This window comes from Crossiella cryophila (assembly GCF_014204915.1).
GTDB classification, from domain to species: Bacteria; Actinomycetota; Actinomycetes; order Mycobacteriales; family Pseudonocardiaceae; genus Crossiella; species Crossiella cryophila.
Map to the genome: position 1 here is coordinate 9,027,501 of NZ_JACHMH010000001.1, position 19,084 is coordinate 9,046,584.

General features: G+C 71.6%; 13 protein-coding genes (1 of these 13 running past the window's edge). 7 read left to right on the top strand and 6 right to left on the bottom strand.

The features are described from left to right. Positions 1-845, bottom strand: the 5' portion of a protein-coding gene (locus HNR67_RS38635) for an LLM class flavin-dependent oxidoreductase (RefSeq protein WP_185008232.1). It extends 265 nt beyond the left edge of the window; 845 of the gene's 1,110 nt are visible here — the first part of the coding sequence; it begins with the start codon at positions 843-845; the stop codon falls past the left edge of the window. A 482-nt stretch (positions 846-1,327) separates the two neighbouring features. Between HNR67_RS38635 and HNR67_RS38640 the strand changes: the two genes are divergently transcribed. The 3 genes from HNR67_RS38640 (at position 1,328) to HNR67_RS38650 (ending at position 6,436) form a co-directional block, all read left to right on the top strand. Next, the gene (locus HNR67_RS38640; protein ID WP_185008233.1) at positions 1,328-3,301 is read left to right on the top strand and encodes an FAD/NAD(P)-binding protein; all 1,974 of its coding nucleotides are present in this window, start codon (positions 1,328-1,330) and stop codon (positions 3,299-3,301) included. A 121-nt stretch (positions 3,302-3,422) separates the two neighbouring features. Continuing rightward, positions 3,423-5,366: an ABC1 kinase family protein gene (locus HNR67_RS38645; protein ID WP_185008235.1), complete on the top strand. Its 1,944-nt coding sequence runs from the start codon at positions 3,423-3,425 to the stop codon at positions 5,364-5,366. 74 nt (positions 5,367-5,440) lie between these two features. Further along, positions 5,441-6,436, top strand: a complete 996-nt coding sequence (locus HNR67_RS38650; protein ID WP_185008237.1) for a phosphatase PAP2 family protein — start codon at positions 5,441-5,443, stop codon at positions 6,434-6,436. A 224-nt stretch (positions 6,437-6,660) separates the two neighbouring features. On the opposite strand, the gene HNR67_RS45370 is transcribed toward HNR67_RS38650, so the two are convergent. Together HNR67_RS45370 and HNR67_RS38660 are read right to left on the bottom strand one after the other, a co-directional pair. Further along, positions 6,661-9,342, bottom strand: a complete 2,682-nt coding sequence (locus HNR67_RS45370) for a serine/threonine-protein kinase (protein WP_312989073.1) — start codon at positions 9,340-9,342, stop codon at positions 6,661-6,663. Between the two features lie 107 nt (positions 9,343-9,449). Beyond that, the gene (locus tag HNR67_RS38660) at positions 9,450-10,850 is read right to left on the bottom strand and encodes a M20/M25/M40 family metallo-hydrolase (RefSeq protein WP_185008239.1); all 1,401 of its coding nucleotides are present in this window, start codon (positions 10,848-10,850) and stop codon (positions 9,450-9,452) included. An 84-nt stretch (positions 10,851-10,934) separates the two neighbouring features. On the opposite strand from HNR67_RS38660, the gene HNR67_RS38665 reads away from it, so the two are divergent. Beyond that, on the top strand, positions 10,935-11,954 hold the full coding sequence (locus HNR67_RS38665; RefSeq protein ID WP_185008241.1) for an LLM class flavin-dependent oxidoreductase: 1,020 nt from the start codon (positions 10,935-10,937) through the stop codon (positions 11,952-11,954). A gap of 169 nt (positions 11,955-12,123) precedes the next feature. Here the strand turns inward: HNR67_RS38665 and HNR67_RS38670 are convergent, their stop codons facing one another. After that, on the bottom strand, positions 12,124-12,612 hold the full coding sequence (locus HNR67_RS38670; RefSeq protein WP_185008242.1) for a heme-degrading domain-containing protein: 489 nt from the start codon (positions 12,610-12,612) through the stop codon (positions 12,124-12,126). Further along, positions 12,609-13,673 (bottom strand): Gfo/Idh/MocA family oxidoreductase, encoded by a 1,065-nt coding sequence (locus HNR67_RS38675; protein ID WP_185008244.1) that lies wholly within the window; start codon positions 13,671-13,673, stop codon positions 12,609-12,611. Before HNR67_RS38675 ends, HNR67_RS38670 begins: the two co-directional genes overlap by 4 nt. Positions 13,674-13,728: 55 nt before the next feature. On the opposite strand from HNR67_RS38675, the gene HNR67_RS38680 reads away from it, so the two are divergent. Next, positions 13,729-14,976 (top strand): ROK family protein, encoded by a 1,248-nt coding sequence (locus HNR67_RS38680; protein WP_185008246.1) that lies wholly within the window; start codon positions 13,729-13,731, stop codon positions 14,974-14,976. A gap of 1 nt (position 14,977) precedes the next feature. Here HNR67_RS38680 and lspA read toward each other — a convergent pair whose 3' ends face one another. Further along, positions 14,978-15,523: a signal peptidase II gene (lspA, locus tag HNR67_RS38685; RefSeq protein WP_185008248.1), complete on the bottom strand. Its 546-nt coding sequence runs from the start codon at positions 15,521-15,523 to the stop codon at positions 14,978-14,980. Positions 15,524-15,667: 144 nt separating this feature from the next. On the opposite strand from lspA, the gene HNR67_RS38690 reads away from it, so the two are divergent. Both HNR67_RS38690 and HNR67_RS38695 read left to right on the top strand, forming a co-directional pair. Further along, positions 15,668-16,921 carry a bifunctional glycosyltransferase family 2/GtrA family protein gene (locus tag HNR67_RS38690; RefSeq protein ID WP_185011618.1) on the top strand — a complete coding sequence of 418 codons (1,254 nt, stop codon included), beginning with the start codon at positions 15,668-15,670 and terminating at the stop codon, positions 16,919-16,921. Next, positions 16,918-19,065: an ArnT family glycosyltransferase gene (locus HNR67_RS38695; protein WP_185008250.1), complete on the top strand. Its 2,148-nt coding sequence runs from the start codon at positions 16,918-16,920 to the stop codon at positions 19,063-19,065. The genes HNR67_RS38690 and HNR67_RS38695 overlap by 4 nt, the downstream gene beginning before the upstream one ends. The last annotated feature ends 19 nt before the right edge of the window (positions 19,066-19,084 follow it).

Genomic DNA, 19,084 nt, shown 5'->3' on the forward strand with positions numbered 1-19,084 from the left:
GCGACGGCAAGCAGTCGCTGTGAGCCCGCGTTCTGCGGTGCGTCGGTGTGGTGGCGGCGCAGCAGCGCGTTGCCGCCCTCGCGCCGTTGCTTGATCACCTCGAGCGTGCGGTACGCCTTCTCCCAGGCGAGTTCCTCGGTCGGCGCGATGATCGGCCGGAAGGCGACCTGGATGCGTGGCAGGTCAGCGCGGCCCGCCGCCCTGGCCGCGGCGTGCACGGCCTGGATCTGCTCGGCGGTCTGCGCGAGCGGCTCGCCCCACAGGCAGTAGATGTCGGCCTCGGCGCCGCCGGCCGCGTAGGCCGCCGGCGAGGAGCCGCCGAAGGAGACGTTCGGCCTGGGCAGCTGCACCGGGAAGACGTCGCTGACGAAGTCGTCGAACCGGTAGTGCTCGCCGTGGTGGTCGAACGCCTCGCGGGTGGTCCAGATCCGCTTGACGATCTGGATGTACTCCCTGGTCCGGCTGTACCGCTCGTCCTTGGTGAGCCGGTCGCCCTCCCGGCCCTGCTCCCGGTCGTTGCCGCCGGTGATGAAGTGCACGGTCAGGCGACCATTCGCCACCTGATCGAGGGTTGCGAAGGTCTTGGCCGCATACGTCGGGTAGGAGACGTTCGGCCGATGGGCCAGCAGGATCTGCAGGGTGTCCAGTTTGGTGGCGACGAAGGCGGCCACCTGCGCTGGATCGGGTGAACCTGAGCCGTAGGCGAACAGCACCCGGTCCCAGCCGTGTTCCTCGTGCGCGCGGGCGAGTTTGAGCGTGTACTCCGGGTCGAAGGAGGCGCCGGATCGCGGCGCGGTCTCCGAACCGTCGTTGGTGCCACCGATTCCCAGGAACTCCACAGGCATGGTCGGACCTCTCTGGCGCGCGGGCGCTGGTGACGCGGGCGCGCGGCGTCGACCGGCCGCGATGACCGGTGCTGGTGAGGACGCGTGATGACGGGCGAGGAGCCGATCGGCGCCGGGGTCCGGGCTGAGGGGTGGACCGCGAGAGCGTGTGCCGACCGGAGAAGGCGGTCAGCTACGACACGAGCTGGACCACACTCGACCGAAGTCGATGTGGTCGCGGGTCACGAGCGGCGGACGCACCAGCACGGGATCCACGGAACCGCAAGGACTTCACCGCGTCAACACCTGCCCACAGGGTGGACGCCCCGGCCGGGTTTCCTTGACACCGCGTGAGCTGCTGCGCACGATCGAAGTGCCCGGACGCGTTGAGGGGCGCGTCCCGCGTGATGACACCGCCGTCTCCGGCGTTCCACCTGCCTGACCTTCTCCCGACGCGCGCCGCCGTGGCCTCGCGTTCCCCTCTTCTCGCAAGGAGATCTGGCATGCCGAGGCCAGCTGTGGTCGTCATCGTGGGCGCCGGTCCGAACGGGGCCGGTCTGCTGGAGCGGATCAGCGCCAACCTGGACGCGGCCGAGGAATTGCGCACTGGACCGCTGGAGATTCACCTGGTCGATCCCTTTCCGCCTGGCCCCGGACGGGTGTGGCGGCACGCGCAGTCACCACTGCTGCGGATGAACTCGATGGCCGAGGACGTCACGATGTTCACCGACGAGTCGGTGCGATGTCAGGGGCCGGTGCGCCCCGGACCCTCACTCGCCGAGTGGGCGACCGCGGTGCGTGCCGGCGAGATCACCGGCGTCGAGCTGGATGCTGAGCTGATGTCGTTGCGCGGCAATGACTTTCCGACTCGCCAGGTGCAGAGCAAGTATCTGGAGTGGTTCTTCCGTCACACGATCAGGCGACTTCCGGACTCGGTGACGGTGCACGTGCACGCGACCACGGCCACCGCGGTCACCGGGAACTGCGACCAGGCCCAGCAGGTCTGGCTGGCCGACCGGGTGGCGCCGCTGGCCGCGGACGCGGTGGTGCTCGCGCTCGGCCACCTGGACGCCGAGCCAGAGCCGGAACAGCGGCGGCTGGCCGACTTCGCCACCGAGCACGGGCTGGCCTACCTGCCGCCCGAGTACTCCGCCGACGCCGATCTCTCGGCCATCCCGGCTGGTGAACCGGTTGTCATGCGTGGGTTCGGGCAGGCGTTCATCGACCTCATGGTGTTGCTGACCGAGGGCAGGGGCGGCCGGTTCGAGCCGGTCGGGGACGGTCTGCGATACCTGCCTTCGGGGCAGGAGCCGGTGCTGTACGTCGGCTCGCGGCGCGGGGTTCCCTATCACGCGAAGACCACCTACCGGTTGCAGGGCGAGTCACCCGAACTGCCGAAGTTCTTCGACGCCAACACCATCGACGGGCTGCTGGCCCAGCCGGGCCGGCTGGAGTTCCGCCGGGACGTGTGGCCCGCGATGGCCAAGGAGATCGGCTGGGGGTACTACCGGGAGCTGTTCACCGGGCACCCGGACAAGGTCGCGATGGACTGGGCGGAGTTCGCCGAGCATTTCGCCGAGCTGGAGTTCCTCGGACAGCGGATGCGGGACCTGGTGGCGCGGGCGGTGCCGGCCAAGGCGGACCGGCTGGACCTGGCCACGCTGGACCGGCCGCTGCGCGGGATGAGCTTCGACCGGTTCGCCGACCTGGGTGGCTACCTGCATGACTACGTGGAACAGGACCTGGCGCGGCGGTCGGATCCGGCGTTCTCCGCCGATCTCGGCGCGTTCCTGGCCCTGCTGTCGGTGTACGGGCAGCTGCCACGGCTGCTGGAGAGCGGGCGGTTGTCGGCGCGTTCGCAGGTCGAGGAGTTCGACGGGTGGTGGGCCGGGTTCTTCAGCTTCTACGCCAGCGGTCCGCCGGGTGACCGGCTGGAGCAGTTGCTGGCGTTGTCCAGGGCCGGGGTGCTGCGGTTCCTCGGGCCGGACATGTGGGTGCGGGCGGATGCCGAGCGCGGGCGGTTCGTGGCGGGCAGCGCCGGGGTCACCGAGGAACTGACCGCGAGCGGGCTGATCGAGGCGCGGCTGCCCAGGGCGAACGCGCGGCGCAGCGGTGCCGAGTTGCTGCGCAGGCTGGTGCAGGACGGCGACGGCGCCGAGGAGGTGCTGGCCGAGGGGGCTTTCGGGCACAACACCGGGTTGTTGCTGGTCCGCGGGGACGACGCGCGGGTGCTGGACCGGGACGGGCGGGCGCACCAACGGCGGTTCGCCCTCGGCGCGCACACCAACGGCCGGTCAGTGGCGGCGTTCGCGCGGCCGCGGACCAACGCGCCTTCCTTCCGCCGCAACGACAACGTGGCCCGGGAGCTGTTGCGGTTCCTGGCCAGTGCGGAGCGGCCGGAGGACCTGGTGCCGGTTCCGCGCACAGCGGAATCTGAACACGTCTTTGGTGATCTTGCGGGCCGAAGTCGTTGCTGATCAGCGTTTCCCAACTCCGTTGAGGTGACGCTATGCAGCCAATTTCGTCACCGACCCGAGGGACAGGGTGATGATCACGTTGTTCGGACCGGCCCGGAAATCTGGGTAGCGTCCGGAGGCGATGGACGACAACTGGTTCCTGAGTCTGGTACTCGCCCCGGCCAGCTACCTGGTGGTCCTGGTGGCCTTCGTGATCGTGCTGCGAAGACTGCTGGGCTTCCGGGTGGGTCTGGTGCGGGCGGTGATCGCCGCGGTCATCGGGCTGACCCTGATCCCGCCGCTGGCGCGGGTGCTGTTCGAGGCGGACAGCAAGGGTTCGCTGATCACCGTCTGGATCGGGCTGGCGGTGCTGGTGCCGATGGTGCTGCTGGTACTGGCCGAGGTGCTGGTGCCAACGGGCTCGGTGCCGGGTCCGGTGGACTGGCTGCGTGGACTGCGGCGCCGATTCGGGCGCGCGCGGCGGTACTCGCAGATCAGCCGGATCGCCTTCCGGCACGGGCTCAGCCCCTACCTGCGCGGCAGCCGGAGATCGGTGCCGCAGGGGCAGTCCAAGCTGGCCAGATCGCTGTGGCTGGCGCTGGAGGACGGCGGGGTCACGTTCGTGAAGTTCGGGCAGGTGCTCTCCACCCGGCGGGACATCCTGCCGGCGGAGTTCATCACCGAGCTGAGCCGGTTGCAGCACCAGGTCGCCGCGGCGCAGTGGGCCGAGGTCGAGTCGGTGCTGGTGGCGGAGCTGGGTGCGGTGCCGGAGGAGGTGTTCGCCGAGTTCGACCGGGAACCGCTGGCCGCGGCCTCGATCGCGCAGGTGCACCGGGCCACGCTGCGCTCCGGCGAGCAGGTCGTGGTGAAGGTGCAGCGGCCCGGCATCCGGCCGGTGGTCGAACGCGACCTGGACATCGTCGACCGGCTCGCCCGCACCCTGGAGGCCAGGACCCGCTGGGGCCGGGCGCTGGGTGTGGTGGAGCTGGCGAAGGGGTTCGCCGACGCGTTGCGGGAGGAGCTGGACTTCCGCATCGAGGCGCGCAACATGGCCGCGGTGGAGGCAGCCGCCGCGGTGCGTGGCGGCGATCCAGGGATCCGGCTGCCGGTGCTGCACGAGCAGTTGTGCAGTGCACGGGTGCTGGTGATGGAACGGCTCGACGGGGTGCCGCTGAGCGGGCGGCTGCCGGTGGAGACCGATCGGCAGGAGCTGGCCAGGGCGTTGCTGCGGTGCCTGCTGCAGCAGGTGATGGTGGACGGGGTCTTCCACGCGGATCCGCATCCCGGCAACATCCTCGCGCTGGCCGACGGCCGGCTCGGACTGCTGGACTTCGGGTCGGTCGGGCGGCTCGACGGTCAGCTCCGGGGCGCGGTGCAGAACCTGTTGCTGGCCATCGACCGCGGCGATCCCGCGGCGATGACCGACGCGCTGCTGGAGGTGGTGAGCAGACCGGATGACATCGACGAGTCCGCGCTGGAGCGCGCGGTCGGGCAGTTCATGGCCCGGCACCTGGGTCCGGGCATGCGGCCGGACGTGGAGATGTTCACCGATCTGTTCCGGTTGATCGCCACCTATGACCTGACGGTGCCGCCGGAGGTGGCCGCGGTGTTCCGCGCGCTGGCCACGATGGAGGGCACGCTGGCGGCGCTGGCGCCCGGGTTCAACATCGTGGCGGAGGCGCGTTCCTTCGCCACGGACAAGGTGAGCGCGGCGTTGCGGCCGTCCTCGGTGAAGGAGGCGGCGAGCCAGGAGTTGCTGGCGCTGCTGCCGGTGTTGCGCAGGCTGCCGCGGCGGCTGGAGCGGATCACCGGCGCGATGGAACGCGGGCGGTTCGGGCTGAACGTGCGTTTGTTCGCCGATGAGCGGGATCGGCGAGTGCTGCGCGGGTTCCTGAACCAGGTGCTGCTCACCGTGCTGACCGCGACCACCGGCTTGATGGCGGTGTTGTTGCTGAGCACCACGGCCGGTCCGATGGTGGCCGACGGGATCAGCCTGCTGCACGTGTTCGGCTACAACCTGCTGGTGATCAGCTCGGTGATCGCGTTGCGGGTGCTGCACCTGGTGTTCCGACGAGAGACGACCTAGGAGGCAATTGGTCTGTGACAGAACCATGACGTGCCACGGGCACGGCTGATACATCGCGGATGGACGGTGTAGGCATGCGTCCCTCCTCGACCAGCCCTGCCGCTGCCTGGCGGATCGCACTGTCGGTGCCACTGTTCCTGTTCGCCTTCATAGCCACCTACCTGCAGTTCGTGCGCACCCGGGAAGGGCAGCGCTGGGAGAACGAGGTGCTGGCCGCGGGCGGGCGCGGGACGGGGTGGCTGCGCGACCGGAACTCCGGGCTGCTCGAGGTGATGGACGACCGTCCGTTGCTGATCGGCGCGGTGGTCGGCGTGATCCTGGTGGCGCTGGTCGGGCGGCGCTGGTGGGCCGGGCTGGCCGCGGTCGTGGGCATGGGGCTCACGGTGGCCGCCTCGCAGGTGCTGAAGTTGTCGCTGCTGGAGCGGCCGCGGTTGCAGACCGGGCCGTTGCCCTCGCACAACAGCTTCCCGAGCGGTCACGTCAGCCTGGCCATGGCGTTGGTGCTGGCCTTGCTGGTGGTGCTGCCCAGCAGACTTCGGGTGCTGGCGGCGGTGCCGGGCGCGCTGTGGGTGGCGTCGGTGTCGACGGCGACCATGGAGGCGGGCTGGCATCGGCTGAGCGACACGCTCGGCGCCGGTCTGCTCGCGGCCACGGTGTGCTGCCTGGCGGTGGGCCTGTTGCTGGCGCTGGGCAAGGCGCGCCGGGCGGTGTACCGGCCGGGTCCGCTCGGGCTGGTGCTGGGCTGGGTCGCGGCGGTGGTCGCGGCCGGCTGGTTCCTGGTGCGGTACGGCGATGTGGACGCGACGGCGACGGAGATCGCGATGGCCGCCGCGCAGTCGGCGAGTGTGCTGATCGTGCTGGCGGTGACCGCGCTGCTGCGGTCGGTCGAGCTGCTCGCGCCCGTGGTGGTGCGCGGGGATTCGCCCGCGCCGCCGCCGGTGGTCGAGCCGCCGTTGCCGGGCCCGCGACCAGGGTCGTTGCCGGGTCCGATGCCGGGGCCGTTGCCTGGGCAGCGTCGGGTGGCCAGTCCCGAGGAACTGCGCTACTACCGCCAGCAGCTGGTGCCCTGAGCTGAGGTATTGCCGCGCGTGCCGCGTTCCCGGCTGGGGGCGCGGCACGCTGCTGTGCGGGCTGTGCGGGCTGTGCGAGTTCGTCGGGCTCGGCAGGCAGGCGGTCGGTGCGGTGCCGGGCCGCACGGGAACGTGCGGCAGCGGCCTGCGGCGTTGTGGTGGTGGACCGGGCGAGGGCTCCACACCTGGTGGTCAGGTGTGGAGCCCTCGCTTGTCCGGGTGGGCTACGGCTTGTACTTGGGCGGTGGTGTGTTGGCGGCGGTGGCGCGGGGCATGACGGTGGTGGAGACCGGGCCGTCCATCACCGCGCCGTGGCGCATCAGCCAGGCCGAGACCTCGGTCTTCACCACGGCCAGGGTGGGGCGGCGGCGGGGATCCGGGTCAAGGGCCGCCGCGAGCAGGTGGCGGTGGGCACTGTGCTGGGGCAGGTGCGTGCAGGGCGTGCCCTTGGCTGCGGCCATCAGGGCCGAGACCGGGGTCTCGAAGACGCCCCGGGGCGGGTGGGCGGCCAGGGCGTAGCTGACCGTGGCGGCGAGTTGCCAGGCGTCGGCGGCCGGGGAGGCGGACGCGCCTGCGGCGACCTCGGGGGCGATGAAGTCCGGGGTGCCCATCATCATGCCGGTGGCGGTCAGGGTGCTGTCGCCCTTGGAGCGGGCGATGCCGAAGTCGATGAGGTGGGCGGTGCCACCCTCGTCGAGGACCACGTTCGCCGGTTTGACGTCACGGTGCAGCACACCCTGCTCATGCGCGTCGGCCAGGGCGCCTGCCATGGTGGCCCACAGGCGGGCGGCGGAGACATCGTCGACGACGCCGTCGTTGTGCACCGCGTCGGCCAGGGTGCCGCCCTCGATGTACTCCATGACGATGGCCAGGCCGTCGGGTTCCTCGACGACGTCGTAGACCCGGACGCAGTTCGGGTGCCGGACGGCGGCCAGGGCGCGGGCCTCGCGGAGCATGCGCTGCTCGGTCTCGGCGTCGGGGGCGTGCGCCAGCTTCACCGCGACGGTGCGGCCCAGGCTGGTGTCCATGGCGAGCCAGACCTGGCCAAAGCCGCCCGCGCCGAGTTTGCGCAGCCTGCGGAACCGGCCGCCCGCGGGGTGCCAGACGCCGCCGCGGGGCAGCACCGGGGTGGTGCGGGTGGCGCCGGAGGGCATCCGGCCTGCGCCCGCGACTCCGGCCGCGGCGGCTCCGGCCGCGCCGCCCAGGAAGGCGGGCAGGGGGCCGGGGGTGTTGGCGAGGGCGGCGGCTGGGGCCTTGAGGGTCGGGGGCTTGCCGGTGGCGACCATGGGGGGACGGAGTGGGGGCTGGCCGGTGGCGTTGGGCGGGGGCTGCTGACCCGCGGCGTTGGGTTGGCCGGCGGGGTTGGGCAGGCCGGACAGGTTGGACTGGCCGGGCTGTCCAGGGGTGTTGGGGACGCCGGACTGGCCGGGGGCGTTGGACTGGCCAGGCTGGTTGGGCCCGCCGGACTGGCCGGGCAGGTTGGGCATGCCGGGCTGGCCGGGGGTGTTGGTCGGGCCGTGCTGGCCCGCGGAGGTCGCGGGGGGTTGACCGGCGACCAGGGTCGGCGGTAGGTGCTGGGCGGCGGCCTTGGGCTGCTGGCCTGCGGCTGTGGTGGGGGGCTGCTGGCCTGCGGCCGCGCTTGGGGACTGGTGGCCTGCGATGACCGTGCGTTCCTGGCCGGTGACCACGGTGCGGGGTTCCTGGCTCCGGACGACCGTGGGGGGTTCCTGGCTTCTGACCACGGTGGGGGGCTCTTGGCCCGCGGCCACCTTGGGCTTGCCCTGGCCTGCGATCACCGTGGGAGTGCCCTGGCCTGCGACCACGGTGGGAGTTCCCTGACCGGCGGCCGTCTTGGGCGCGTTCTGGCCGGTGACGACCGTGGGGGGCGCGGGCTGGCCCGCGGAGTGGGGGGCGCCCTGGCGGCCTGGGGCCGGGCGGGGCTGGGGGGACTGGGTTGAGGGGCGGTGGGTGGCTACTGGGGCCGCGGCGGGGTTGTTCGTCACCTTGGTGGCCGCTACTGGTTCGGCCAGGCGTACTGCCGGGTCGATGCGGGTGGGGTTGGGGGGTGCGGTGCTGGGTTTTCTCGGCAGTTGGTTGGACGCCGGGCGGACTGGTTCCGCGAGGGGCTTGGGTTTGGGGGGCGGCAGGGGTTTGCGGGGTTCCAACTGACGCCTTTCGGCTGGTTCGGGGTCACGTTCGGAGCGGCTGATCACCGAACGCCGGGGGGAGCCGATCAGCATCACGGCGAAGATGCCCGCGATCGAGGTCGGCAGGAAGCCGAGCCACAGGTGGCCGAGGATGCTGGCGCTCAGCGGGACCGTCAGGACCGCGAGCAGCACGAACGGCAGGCGGAAGAACAGCCAGGCCGGCCACTTGGGGCCGCGGCGGAAGGCGAGCAGGCTCTGGAAGACGACTGCCAGCAGGATCAGCACCGGCAGCACGCCGAGCAGGATGATGTAGCCGATGGCGCCCAGCCAGCTGGTCGCGCCGCCCGGGTTGAACAGGGCGTCCGCCGCCTCCGGGGCGTTGGCCAGGTACTGGCCCTGGGTGCCCAGCAGGCAGAAGTCGCGGCCGAAGCCGCCCAGGTCGGCTGACAGGCCGCCGGTGGGGACGCCGCGGGCGGCCGCGGTGATGATCCGGTCGGTCGCGGTGAACGCCATCCAGGGCAGCACCAGGGTGCTCAGCAGGCCGAAGAGGGCGATCGGGATGGTGGTCGCGGGGGTGTACCGGTTGCCGATGCCGTGCCGCAGCAGGGCCACGCACACCGCGCCCAGCGGCGGCAGCAGGCCGAAGACCACGCCGGCGGCGGTGACGGTCCAGGCCCAGTCACCTGGGCAGACCGCGAAGCCGAACAGGCGGTGCAGCGCCGACAACAGCGAGCCGACCAGCTGGACGACCGCGTCCACGAACCCCTCCATCCCCACTTCACCCGAAGCTGACGACATCCACCCTATTAGTCCTTACATCGGGTGTACGTGTCCGCACGCTCCGCGAGTGGGTTTTCCGGGCCCACTTAGCGCACTGGCAACGGAAAAGCCACTGGACTGTGACGTCCGGAGCGGTCAACGGCGCGCACTCCGAAGAACACGTTGTCCTTCGACCGCTTGACCGTCGCCCGGGTGACATCGCCCACCGGCACCACATGGGTCCACCAGGTGTCCGTGGTCTCCCGCCAGAGGATCTCGTACCCGGCCAGGTCCGTTTCCTGGCCGCGTTGCCAGACCAGTTCGGTGTCGTTGGTCAGGGCCTGGGTGAGGATGCCGACGCCGGTGGGGGTGCCGGGCGCCTGGGCCAGGGACCACAGGGTGGCCAGGTTGACCTTGGCCACGCGGGCGATGTAGTCGAAGTCGCAGAACTCGGGCAGGTCGCCGTACTGCTTGCCGTCCTGCACCCGGACGTCCTGGTGCTGGTGCGCGAAGTCCTCGTTCGGCTCGGTGAAGCGGGCCGCCGGGAAACCCAGCTCCAGGAACGGGATGTGGTCGCCGCCGCGCAGGTAGCGGTCCCTGCGGTGGATCACCCGGACGTTCATGCCGGTGACGTCCTCGCCGGCGACCGCTCGCACGTACCTGGCCAGCTGGCGGGTGGCCGAGTCGTTCTCACCGCCGACCGAGCGGCGGATGTTGGCCTGCTCGGGGGTTTCCGAGGTGGGCACGCCCTCGGCGAAGAGCCGGACCGTGCGCGGGTCCCTGCTGCCGTCATCGGCCGTGCTGCTGCCCACGATGTCGTTGGTGAACATGCCCTGCACGTCCGCGCCCGCCGCCTTGAGCTGCCTGGCCAGGTGCCGGGAGCCGTGCAGGCCCTGCTCCTCCCCCGCCACCGCGGCGAAGATCACCGTGGCCTCGATCGGCCGTTTCGACATGATCCGGGCCAGTTCCAGCACCACCGCCACGCCCGAGGCGTCGTCGTCGGCACCGGGGGCGTCGCTGACCGCGTCCATGACGTCGGAGGCCCGGGAGTCGTAGTGGCCGGCGACCACGTAGGTGCGCTTGCCCGCGCCGCTGCCGCGCAGGGTGCCGAGCACGTTGGTGATCTTGGTGGGCACCGGGATGCGCGGGTCGGGCTGCTGGATGTAGGACTGGAGTTCCACGGTCAGCCTGCCGCCTGCGGTCGCGGCGTAGCGGTTCAGCTCGGCGAAGAGCCAGTCCCTGGCCGCGCCGATGCCGCGTTTCGGGTCGTCCTGGCTGGACAGGGTGTGCCGGGTGCCGAACGCGGCGAGGGTGCGCACGTTCGCCTCGATCCGCTTCGGGTCGATCTCCCGCAGCAGGGCCTTCAGTTCCCGGTCGACCGGCCCGCCACCAGCGGCGGAGGTCTCCGGGGCGGCCTGGGCGGCGCCCGCTGGGAAGATCAACGGGGCGGCCGCGGTGGTGAGGGCGGCCGTCAGGAAGGTGCGTCGGCTGGGCGACTCAGGGGCCATGCCCACTGTCTAGACAGTCAGGGCGTGACTGTAAATACGCCAAGGGAACCGATTGCCGGGAAGCAGCCGGGCTTCGTTCGCGTTATGTCGAACATGGCCCTGTCTCGTTCTGTTCCGCTGTCCGTGCTCGACCTCGCGACCGTCACCAACGGCTCCACCGCCTCGGTCGCGTTGCGCAACACCCTCGACCTCGCCGCGCAGACGGAGAAGCTGGGCTATCACCGGTTCTGGCTGGCCGAGCACCACAACATGCCAGGGGTGGCCAGCAGCGCCCCTGCGGTGCTGATCGGCCAGGTGGCCGCGGTCACCAAGACCCTGCGGGTGGGCTCCGGCGGGGTGATGCTGCCCAACCACCCGCCGCTGGTGGTGGCCGAGCAGTTCGGCATGCTGGAGGCGCTCTACCCGGGCCGGATCGACCTGGGCATCGGCCGCGCGCCGGGCACCGACCCGCGGACCGCGCACGCGCTGCGCCGCTCCACCGCGCCGCTGTCCGCCGATGACTTCCCCGAGCAGCTCACCGAGCTGACGCACTACTTCGACGAGATCGCGCCCGGCCAGCCGGAGCCCGCGGTGCGCGCGGTGCCCGCCCCCGGCAACCGGCCGCCGCTGTGGCTGCTGGGTTCCAGCGGCTACTCGGCCCAGCTCGCCGGGCTGATGGGGCTGCCGTTCGCCTTCGCGCACCACTTCAGCGCGGAGAACACGCTGCCCGCGCTGCGGCTCTACCGGGACAACTTCCGGCCATCGGCCGAGCTGGACCGCCCCTACGCCATGGTCTGCGCCTCGGTGATCGCCGCGGACAGCGATGAGCAGGCACGCTGGCTGGCCGGTCCGGGCGGGCTGTCCTTCCTGCGGCTGCGCAGTGGCCGTCCCGGGCTGATCCCGACCGCGCAGGAGGCCGCTGACTACCCGTACTCGCCGATGGAGCGGGAGTTCGTCGAGGCCAGGCTGGCCAGTCAGATCATCGGCGGCCCGGAGAAGGTGGCCGCGGGCATGGAGAAACTGCTGGCCGAGACCGCGGCGGACGAGCTGATGGTGACCACCATGGTGGCCGAGCACGCCGACCGGCTGCGGTCCTACGAGCTGGTGGCCAAGATCGCGGGCTGACCCCGGACAAGAGAGAGCCCCGAGGCCGCTGGGGGTCCGGCCTCGGGGCTCTAAGGTCTCATGATCTTGGCGGTGTGAACCACCATCGCGCTGAGACTCAGTAACTATAGCTCGTGGATCGCGGCGGGGCACATCCTCCAATCGAACGGATGGGACGCCGTTCTACTAGTCACATGGAGTGAGTACTTTTCGCCAACCGGGAGTACTCCGTGAGTTGGGCCACCACGAAGCGATGGTCCTCCACCTGCGGCAGTCCGGACACCGTCACCGAACCCACCACACCGACACCACGCACCGTCACCGGGAACGAACCGCCGTGCGCGGCGTAGGTGTCCTGGTCCAGCCGCATGGTCTCCTCGAAGGTGCTGCCCTTGGCCCGGCAGCGTTCGCCGATGAGGAACGAGCTGTGCCCGAACCGGGCGACCACCCTGGCCTTGCGCTCCACCCAGGCGTCGTTGTCCGCGGAGGTGCCGGGCAGCGCGGCGTGGAAGAGCCGCTGGCCGTTGCGGTGGATGGCCACCACCACCGGCAGTCCGGCCGCCCGCGCCGCGGCGACGAGCTGGGAGCCCAGTTCCCACGCGGTGTCGTTGTCGAAGCGGTCGAACTGGAGGTCCAGTTCCTGCTCGGTCAGCTCGTCCAGGGTCCAGGGGCTGGTCATGCCGTCACCACCACGGGCTCGCGGGTTTCGGCGGACCGCTTGGCCGCCTCGATGATCTCCAACGCGGCGATCGCCTCGGCCGGCTGGACCGGCAGCGGCGCGTCCTCGCGCAGCGCCGCGACCACCGCGGCGTAGAAGTCCTGGTAGGCGCCGGGCTCGGTCTCCAGCCGCACCGACTCCGCGCCGACGCCGAACTGTCCCCAGGCCGACTGAACCTCGGTCCCCCAACCCGGTGAACCTGGCAGGCCGCCCGCGGCCATCGCGTCCTCCTGCGGGTCCAGGCCGAACTTGGTGTACCCGGCCTGGTCGCCGAGCACCCGGAAGCGCGGGCCGAGCTGCGCGGCCAGCGCGCTCATCCACAGCTGCGAGCGGGTGCCGTCCTGGTGGGTCAGCGCGACGAAGGCGTCGTCGTCGACCCGGACGTCGGCCCTGACCTGGCCCAGCTCGGCGTAGACCGAGGTCACCGGACCGAAGAGCTGCAACGCCTGATCGACCAGGTGCGCGCCGAGGTCGAACAGGATGCCGCCAGCCTCCTCGGCGCCGGGCAGCTCGCGCCAGTTGTCCCATGGGGTCGGCGCCCAGCGCTCGAACCGGGACTCGAACCGGTGCACCCGGCCCAGCCGCCCCTGGTCGAGCAGCTTGCGCAGGGTCAGGAAGTCGTTGTCCCAGCGGCGGTTCTGGAACACGGTGAGCGGCACCCCGGCGGCCGAGGCACGGGTGGCGAGCAGACGGGCCTGTTCGGCGCTGGGCGCGAACGGCTTGTCCACCACCACCGGCAACCCGGCCTCGATCGCGGTCAGCGCGAGCGGCACGTGGGTGCGGTTGGGCGTGGCCACGACCACCAGGTCGAACTCGTCCCTGGCGGCGAAGAGGTCCTCGGCGGAGTCGAGCACCCTGGCTTCCGGGTGCCGGGCACGCAGTGCGGACCGGCGTTCCGGGTTGGCGGTGACCACGGCGCTCAGCCGCAGGCCGGGGGTGGCGGCGATGAGTGGGGCGTGGAACACGGCGCCTGCGATGCCGTAGCCCAGCACCCCGACACGCAAGTCGTCTGTGGAGACCATATCCTGATTAAAACAACACTGTTGATTAACAGCAAGGTGTCATGATCTGAAACTGATGTCCGAACCGTCGACCCCGCGACCGCCTGCGAGCGGCGCCAACCTCCGCGCGCTGCGCGGACACAACAGCACGCTCGTGCTCGACCTCATCCGCGGCACCGAGGGCCTGAGCCGGGTGGAGATCGCCCAGCGCACCGGGCTGACCGCGCAGGCGGTGTCCAAGATCGTGGGCAGGCTGATGGAGGAGGGCCTGGTCGCCGAGTCCGGTCAGGCCGCGCCGACCGTGGGCAAACCACGCACGCTGCTGCGGCTGCTGCCCGAGGCCCGGTTCGCCCTCGGCGCGCACGTGGACCGGGACGAGCTGCGGTTCGTGCTGGTCGACCTGGCGGGCACGGTGCTGGAGCGCCGCCGGGTGCCGCTGCCTGCCGAACCCACCCCGGACGTGGTGATCCCGCTGCTCGCCCAGCACGCGCTGGGCATGGTCAACAGCGGTTCGGTGCCGCAGGAACGGCTGCTCGGCCTGGGCATCGGCTGTCCAGGCCCGCTGGACCACCACACCGGGGTCGTGCACCAGGCCACCCACCTGCCCGGCTGGGTGGACGTGCCGCTGCGGGACCGGGTGGCCCGGCTGACCGGGTTGCCGGTGATCCTGGACAAGGACACCAACACCGCGATCGTGGCCGAGGGCTGGCGCGCGGAGGGCCTGTCCGAGGCCGCGCTGGTCTACATCGGCACCGGCATCGGCGCCGGACTGGTGCTCAACGGCGTGGTGCACCGCGGCAGCCGGACCAACGCGGGCGAGTTCGGGCACACCACCCTGCAGGCCACCGGACCGCACTGCGCGTGCGGGCGGCGCGGCTGTGTGGAGGTGCTCTGCTCCCCCGCCACCGTGCTGGCCAGGGTGCGCCGCAGGCGCGGCACCGGCGGAGCGCCCTCGCCGATAAGCCCCGAGGTGCTGCCGGAGTTCCAGCGGCTGTGCGCGGACGCGGCGGCCGGTGACATGGTGGCGCGGGCCGAGCTGACCAGGGCCGCCCGGCTGCTCGGCGGCGCGATCGCGGACCTGGTGAACCTGCTGGACATCGACCAGGTGGTGCTGGCCGGGCGCGCGGTGGACGCGGGCCGGGAATATTACGTACGAGAGATCGAGCGCGCGTTGCAGACCCAGATCCGCTCGCCGGAGTGGCAGCCGGTCAAGGTCAGCGTGTCCGACCTGGCGCAGGACCTGGTCGCGGCGGGGGCGGCGATGTTGCTGCTGTCCACCTTCTACGGGCGGCAGCAGCTGGGCCAGGCACGCAGCGGCGGCTGAGCTACTCGGCCGCGGCGTCCTCGGCCTTCTTGTCCCGCTCCAGGCTGCCGTCCAGGTTGACCCCGCGGAAGCTGAGCACCAGCAGCGCGACCGCGCCGAAGAACAGCGCGATGTCGGCGACGTTGCCGACGAACCAGCCGTTGTAGTCGATGAAGTCGACCACGTGGCCGCGGGCAAAGCCGGGATCGCGGAAGAGCCGGTCCAGCAGGTGCGTGCTCGCGCCGCCGAGCAGCAGGCCCAGCGCCAGTGCCCAGCCGGTGGAGCGGACCCGCACCGCGATCCACACCAGCGCGATCACCGCCACCCCGCTGAGGATGGCGAAGACCCAGGTCGAGTCGGCGCCAAGGGAGAAGGCCGCGCCCGGGTTGTAGAGCAGCCGGAAGCGGATGAACTCCCCGATCACCGGGATCGGGGCCTGGCCGGTGAGCGCGTCCACCGCCCACAGCTTGGTGAGCTGGTCCAGCACCAGCAGCACCGCGGCCACCAGCAGGGTCAGCGGCAGACGGCGGGGCGCGGCGGGGTTCGCGGGCGTGGTCTCGGTGCTCATCACCCGACAGGGTAAGCCGATCGATCGAACTCCGCCGCTCCCAGCTCCCTCCCAGGCTCGGTCCAGGCTCCTCGCACATCCGGCGGCCATACCTGACACCGGTCGCGAGAAACGCGGCCGTGGCGTGGAGGGTTGGTGATCGACATGGGTGGTGCGGCCGTGACCAGGGGCGCCGGACCCCGTGCTGAACGTCCGGAGCGGCAGCGGACCGCGAGCGTGGACATCGTGGTGCCGGTGTTCAACGAGGAGAAGGCGTTACCCGGCTGCCTGCACGTGCTGCACGCCTACCTGAGCGCGCACTTCCCGTTCGACTGGACGATCACCGTGGTCGACAACGCCAGCACCGACGGCACGCTCACCGTGGCCGGGCGGCTGGCCGAGGCGTCCTCGCGGATCCGGGTGCTGCGGCTGGAGGAGAAGGGCCGGGGGCTGGCGCTGCGCACCGCGTGGGGCTGGAGTGACGCCGATGTGGTGGTGTACATGGACGTGGACCTGTCCACCGGCCTGGACGCGCTGCTGCCGCTGGTCGCGCCGCTGGTGAACGGGCACTCCGACCTGGCCATCGGGTCCCGGCTGGCGGCGGGATCGCGCACGGTGCGCGGGCCGCAGCGGGAGTTGATCTCGCGTGGCTACAACTCGCTGATCCGGCTGGCGCACGGCGCCCGGTTCTCCGACGCGCAGTGCGGGTTCAAGGCGGCGCGGGCCGAGGTGATCCGGCCGCTGCTGGACAAGGTCGCGGACAACTCCTGGTTCTTCGACACCGAACTGCTGTTGCTGGCCGAGCACAACGGGTTGCGGGTGCACGAGGTGCCGGTGGACTGGGTCGAGGACACCGACAGCCGGGTGCGGATCGCGCGGACGGCCTGGGAGGACGTGCGCGGGCTGCTCAGGGTGGCCAGGGCCAAGGCGAGGGGAACGGCCACTGTGGACAACCTGCCCCGGCGGCCGGAGCCCGCGCCGATCCACCCGGACGCGGTGCTCGGGCGGCGGGACAGTGGGCTGCTGTGGCAGCTGGTGTCCTTCGGGCTGATCGGCGCACTGTCCACTGTGGCCACCGCGGCGCTGTACGCGTTGTTCCGCGGCTGGCTGGATCCGTTGCTGGCCAACCTGTTCGCGCTCACCCTGACCACGATCCTGAACACCGAGGCCAACCGGCGGTTCACCTTCCTCGGCTGGAGCGGGTCGAAACGCCGGGTGCACCTGCAGGGGCTGCTGGTCTTCGCGCTGTACTACGCGCTCACCTCGGGGGCGCTGCTCGCGTTGCACGCCACCGATCCGGATCCCTCGCGCTGGCTGGAGGTCAGCGTGTTGCTGGGCTCCTCGGTGCTGGGCACGGCGGCCCGGTTCGTGGTGCTGCGCAGCTGGGTCTTCCGTGATGGCAAGGAGAAATCGGCATGACCAGGACTCGTTGGCGACCGTGGGCGCTGCTCGCGATCTGCGTGCTCGCCGCCGTGCTCTACGGCTGGGCGCTCGGCTCGGCCGGCTGGGGCAACGCGTACTACTCGGCCGCGGTGAAGTCGATGTCGCAGAGCTTCACCAACTTCCTGTTCGCCTCCTTCGACCCGGCCGGGGTCGTCACCGTGGACAAGCCGCCGATGGGTCTGTGGCCGCAGGTGCTGTCGGTGTGGATTCTCGGTTACAGTGGCTGGGCGGTGTTGCTGCCGCAGGTGATCGCCGGGGTGGCGGCGGTGTTCCTGTTGCACCGCACGGTGCGACGCTGGGCAGGCGAGAACGTCGCGCTGCTGGCGGCGCTGGTGTTCGCGCTGACGCCGATCACGGTGGCGATCAACCAGGACAACAACCCGGACACGTTGCTGGTGCTGTTGCTGGTGGCCGCGGCCTACGCGCTCACCAGGGCGGTGGAACGCGGAATCCCGGCCGGGAGCACGACCAGGTGGCTGCTGCTGGCGGCGTTCCTGATCGGCTGCGGGTTCCTGACCAAGATGTTGCAGGCGTGGATCGTGGTGCCGGTGTTCCTGGCCGCGTACCTGGTGGCCGGGATCGGCACGGTGCGGCGGCGGATCGCGGATCTCTTCGCGGCGGCGGGAATGCTGGTGGTCTCCTCGTTCTGGTGGGTCGCGGTGGTGGACCTGTGGCCGGGTGAGAAGCCCTACATCGGCGGGTCGACGGACGGGACCGCGCTGGATCTGGTGTTGGGGTACAACGGTTTGGGCCGGATCTTCGGCCGTGGCGCGGGTGGCGGGCAGTTCGGTGGCACGCCGCCTGCCGGGGCCGAGGTGCCCAGCGGCATGATGGGTGGCGGCGGGTTCGGTGGCACGGCCGGGCCGTTGCGGATGTTCAACGACCAGATCGCCGGGCAGATCAGCTGGCTGCTGCCGTTGTGCGCGGTGGTGCTGATCCTGGTCGCGGTGACGGTGTTCCGGCGCGGGGTGAGCGGGCAGGTCCGCGCGGGCTGGGTGCTGTGGGGTGGCTGGTTGCTGGTCACCGGGGCGGTGTTCAGCTTCGCCGAGGGCACGTTCCACCCTTACTACACAACGATGCTGGCGCCCGCGGTGGCGGCGGTGTCCGCGGCCGGTGCGCGCGAGTTGTGGCGGCGGTACCGGGAACCGACCGGGTTGCTGTGGTTGTTGCTGCCGTGGGCGGTGGGCGGGACCGCGGTCTGGGCGTTCGCGCTGACCTCGCGGGACACCGGCTGGCAGGGGTGGACCCGGTGGGCGGTGGCGGTTTCCGGCGGGATCGCGGTGCTGGCGTTGCTGATCGGGCGGCTGCCGCGGGGTGTGCTGGTGCGGCGGGTGGGCGCGGTCGCGGCGGTGGCCGGGTTGTTGCTGACGCCCGCGGTGTGGTCGGCGGAGAAGGCGTTCGCGAGCACGGCCGGGGCGATGAACGGGACCAATCCGACGGCTGGACCGGCCACGGCCGGGTTTGGCGGGCGGGGTGGGGCGCGGCCCGGTGGCGCGGGGCAGGGTGCGTTGCCGCCCGGAGCCGATGGACAGCCGCCGGGCGGTGCGCAGGGCGGCGGGCAATCGCCGGGCGGCGCGGCGAGCGGTGGGCAATCGCCGGGCGGCGCGGCGAATGGCGGGCAATCGCCGGGCGGCGGACAGGTGCCGGGTGGCGCGGCGAACGATGGGCAATCGCCGGGCGGTGGGCAGGTTCCCGGCGGCGCGGCGGGCGGGATGCGGCAGGGGCCCGGTGGCGGGTTCGCCGGGCGGGGCACCGCGTTGACCGCGGAGCAGCGGAAGATCCTCGACTACGCCAACGCCAACTCCCGCGGTGCCCAGATCGTGCTGGCGGTGGAGGGCGGGTCGATGGGCGCGTCCGCGTTCCTGATCAACAGCGACGTCACCGTGATCGGCATGGGCGGGTTCTCCGGTGGGGATCCCGCGCCCAGTGTCGACCAGCTCAGCCAGTGGAAGGCCGAGGGCAAGCTCGCGTTCGTGCTCAGCGAAGGGCCCGGCGGTCGGGGTGGCCGGGGTGGCGCCACCGGTCGGGCCACCTGGATCGAGCAGAACTGCACGCTGGTGGATCCGAGCGGCTACGGCGGGACGGCCACCGGGCCGAGGCTGTACTCCTGCCTCACCTGATCGGGGACATCCAGCAAGC

Excerpts from the sequence above, each read along its gene's own strand:
- HNR67_RS38640 (WP_185008233.1), top strand. The coding sequence starts at position 1,328 with ATGCCGAGGCCAGCTGTGGTCGTCATCGTGGGCGCCGGTCCGAACGGG.
- HNR67_RS38645 (WP_185008235.1), top strand. The coding sequence starts at position 3,423 with ATGGACGACAACTGGTTCCTGAGTCTGGTACTCGCCCCGGCCAGCTAC.
- HNR67_RS38650 (WP_185008237.1), top strand. The coding sequence starts at position 5,441 with ATGCGTCCCTCCTCGACCAGCCCTGCCGCTGCCTGGCGGATCGCACTG.
- HNR67_RS38660 (WP_185008239.1), bottom strand. The coding sequence starts at position 10,850 with ATGGCCCCTGAGTCGCCCAGCCGACGCACCTTCCTGACGGCCGCCCTC.
- HNR67_RS38665 (WP_185008241.1), top strand. The coding sequence starts at position 10,935 with ATGTCGAACATGGCCCTGTCTCGTTCTGTTCCGCTGTCCGTGCTCGAC.
- HNR67_RS38670 (WP_185008242.1), bottom strand. The coding sequence starts at position 12,612 with ATGACCAGCCCCTGGACCCTGGACGAGCTGACCGAGCAGGAACTGGAC.
- HNR67_RS38675 (WP_185008244.1), bottom strand. The coding sequence starts at position 13,673 with ATGGTCTCCACAGACGACTTGCGTGTCGGGGTGCTGGGCTACGGCATC.
- HNR67_RS38680 (WP_185008246.1), top strand. The coding sequence starts at position 13,729 with ATGTCCGAACCGTCGACCCCGCGACCGCCTGCGAGCGGCGCCAACCTC.
- lspA (WP_185008248.1), bottom strand. The coding sequence starts at position 15,523 with ATGAGCACCGAGACCACGCCCGCGAACCCCGCCGCGCCCCGCCGTCTG.
- HNR67_RS38690 (WP_185011618.1), top strand. The coding sequence starts at position 15,668 with ATGGGTGGTGCGGCCGTGACCAGGGGCGCCGGACCCCGTGCTGAACGT.
- HNR67_RS38695 (WP_185008250.1), top strand. The coding sequence starts at position 16,918 with ATGACCAGGACTCGTTGGCGACCGTGGGCGCTGCTCGCGATCTGCGTG.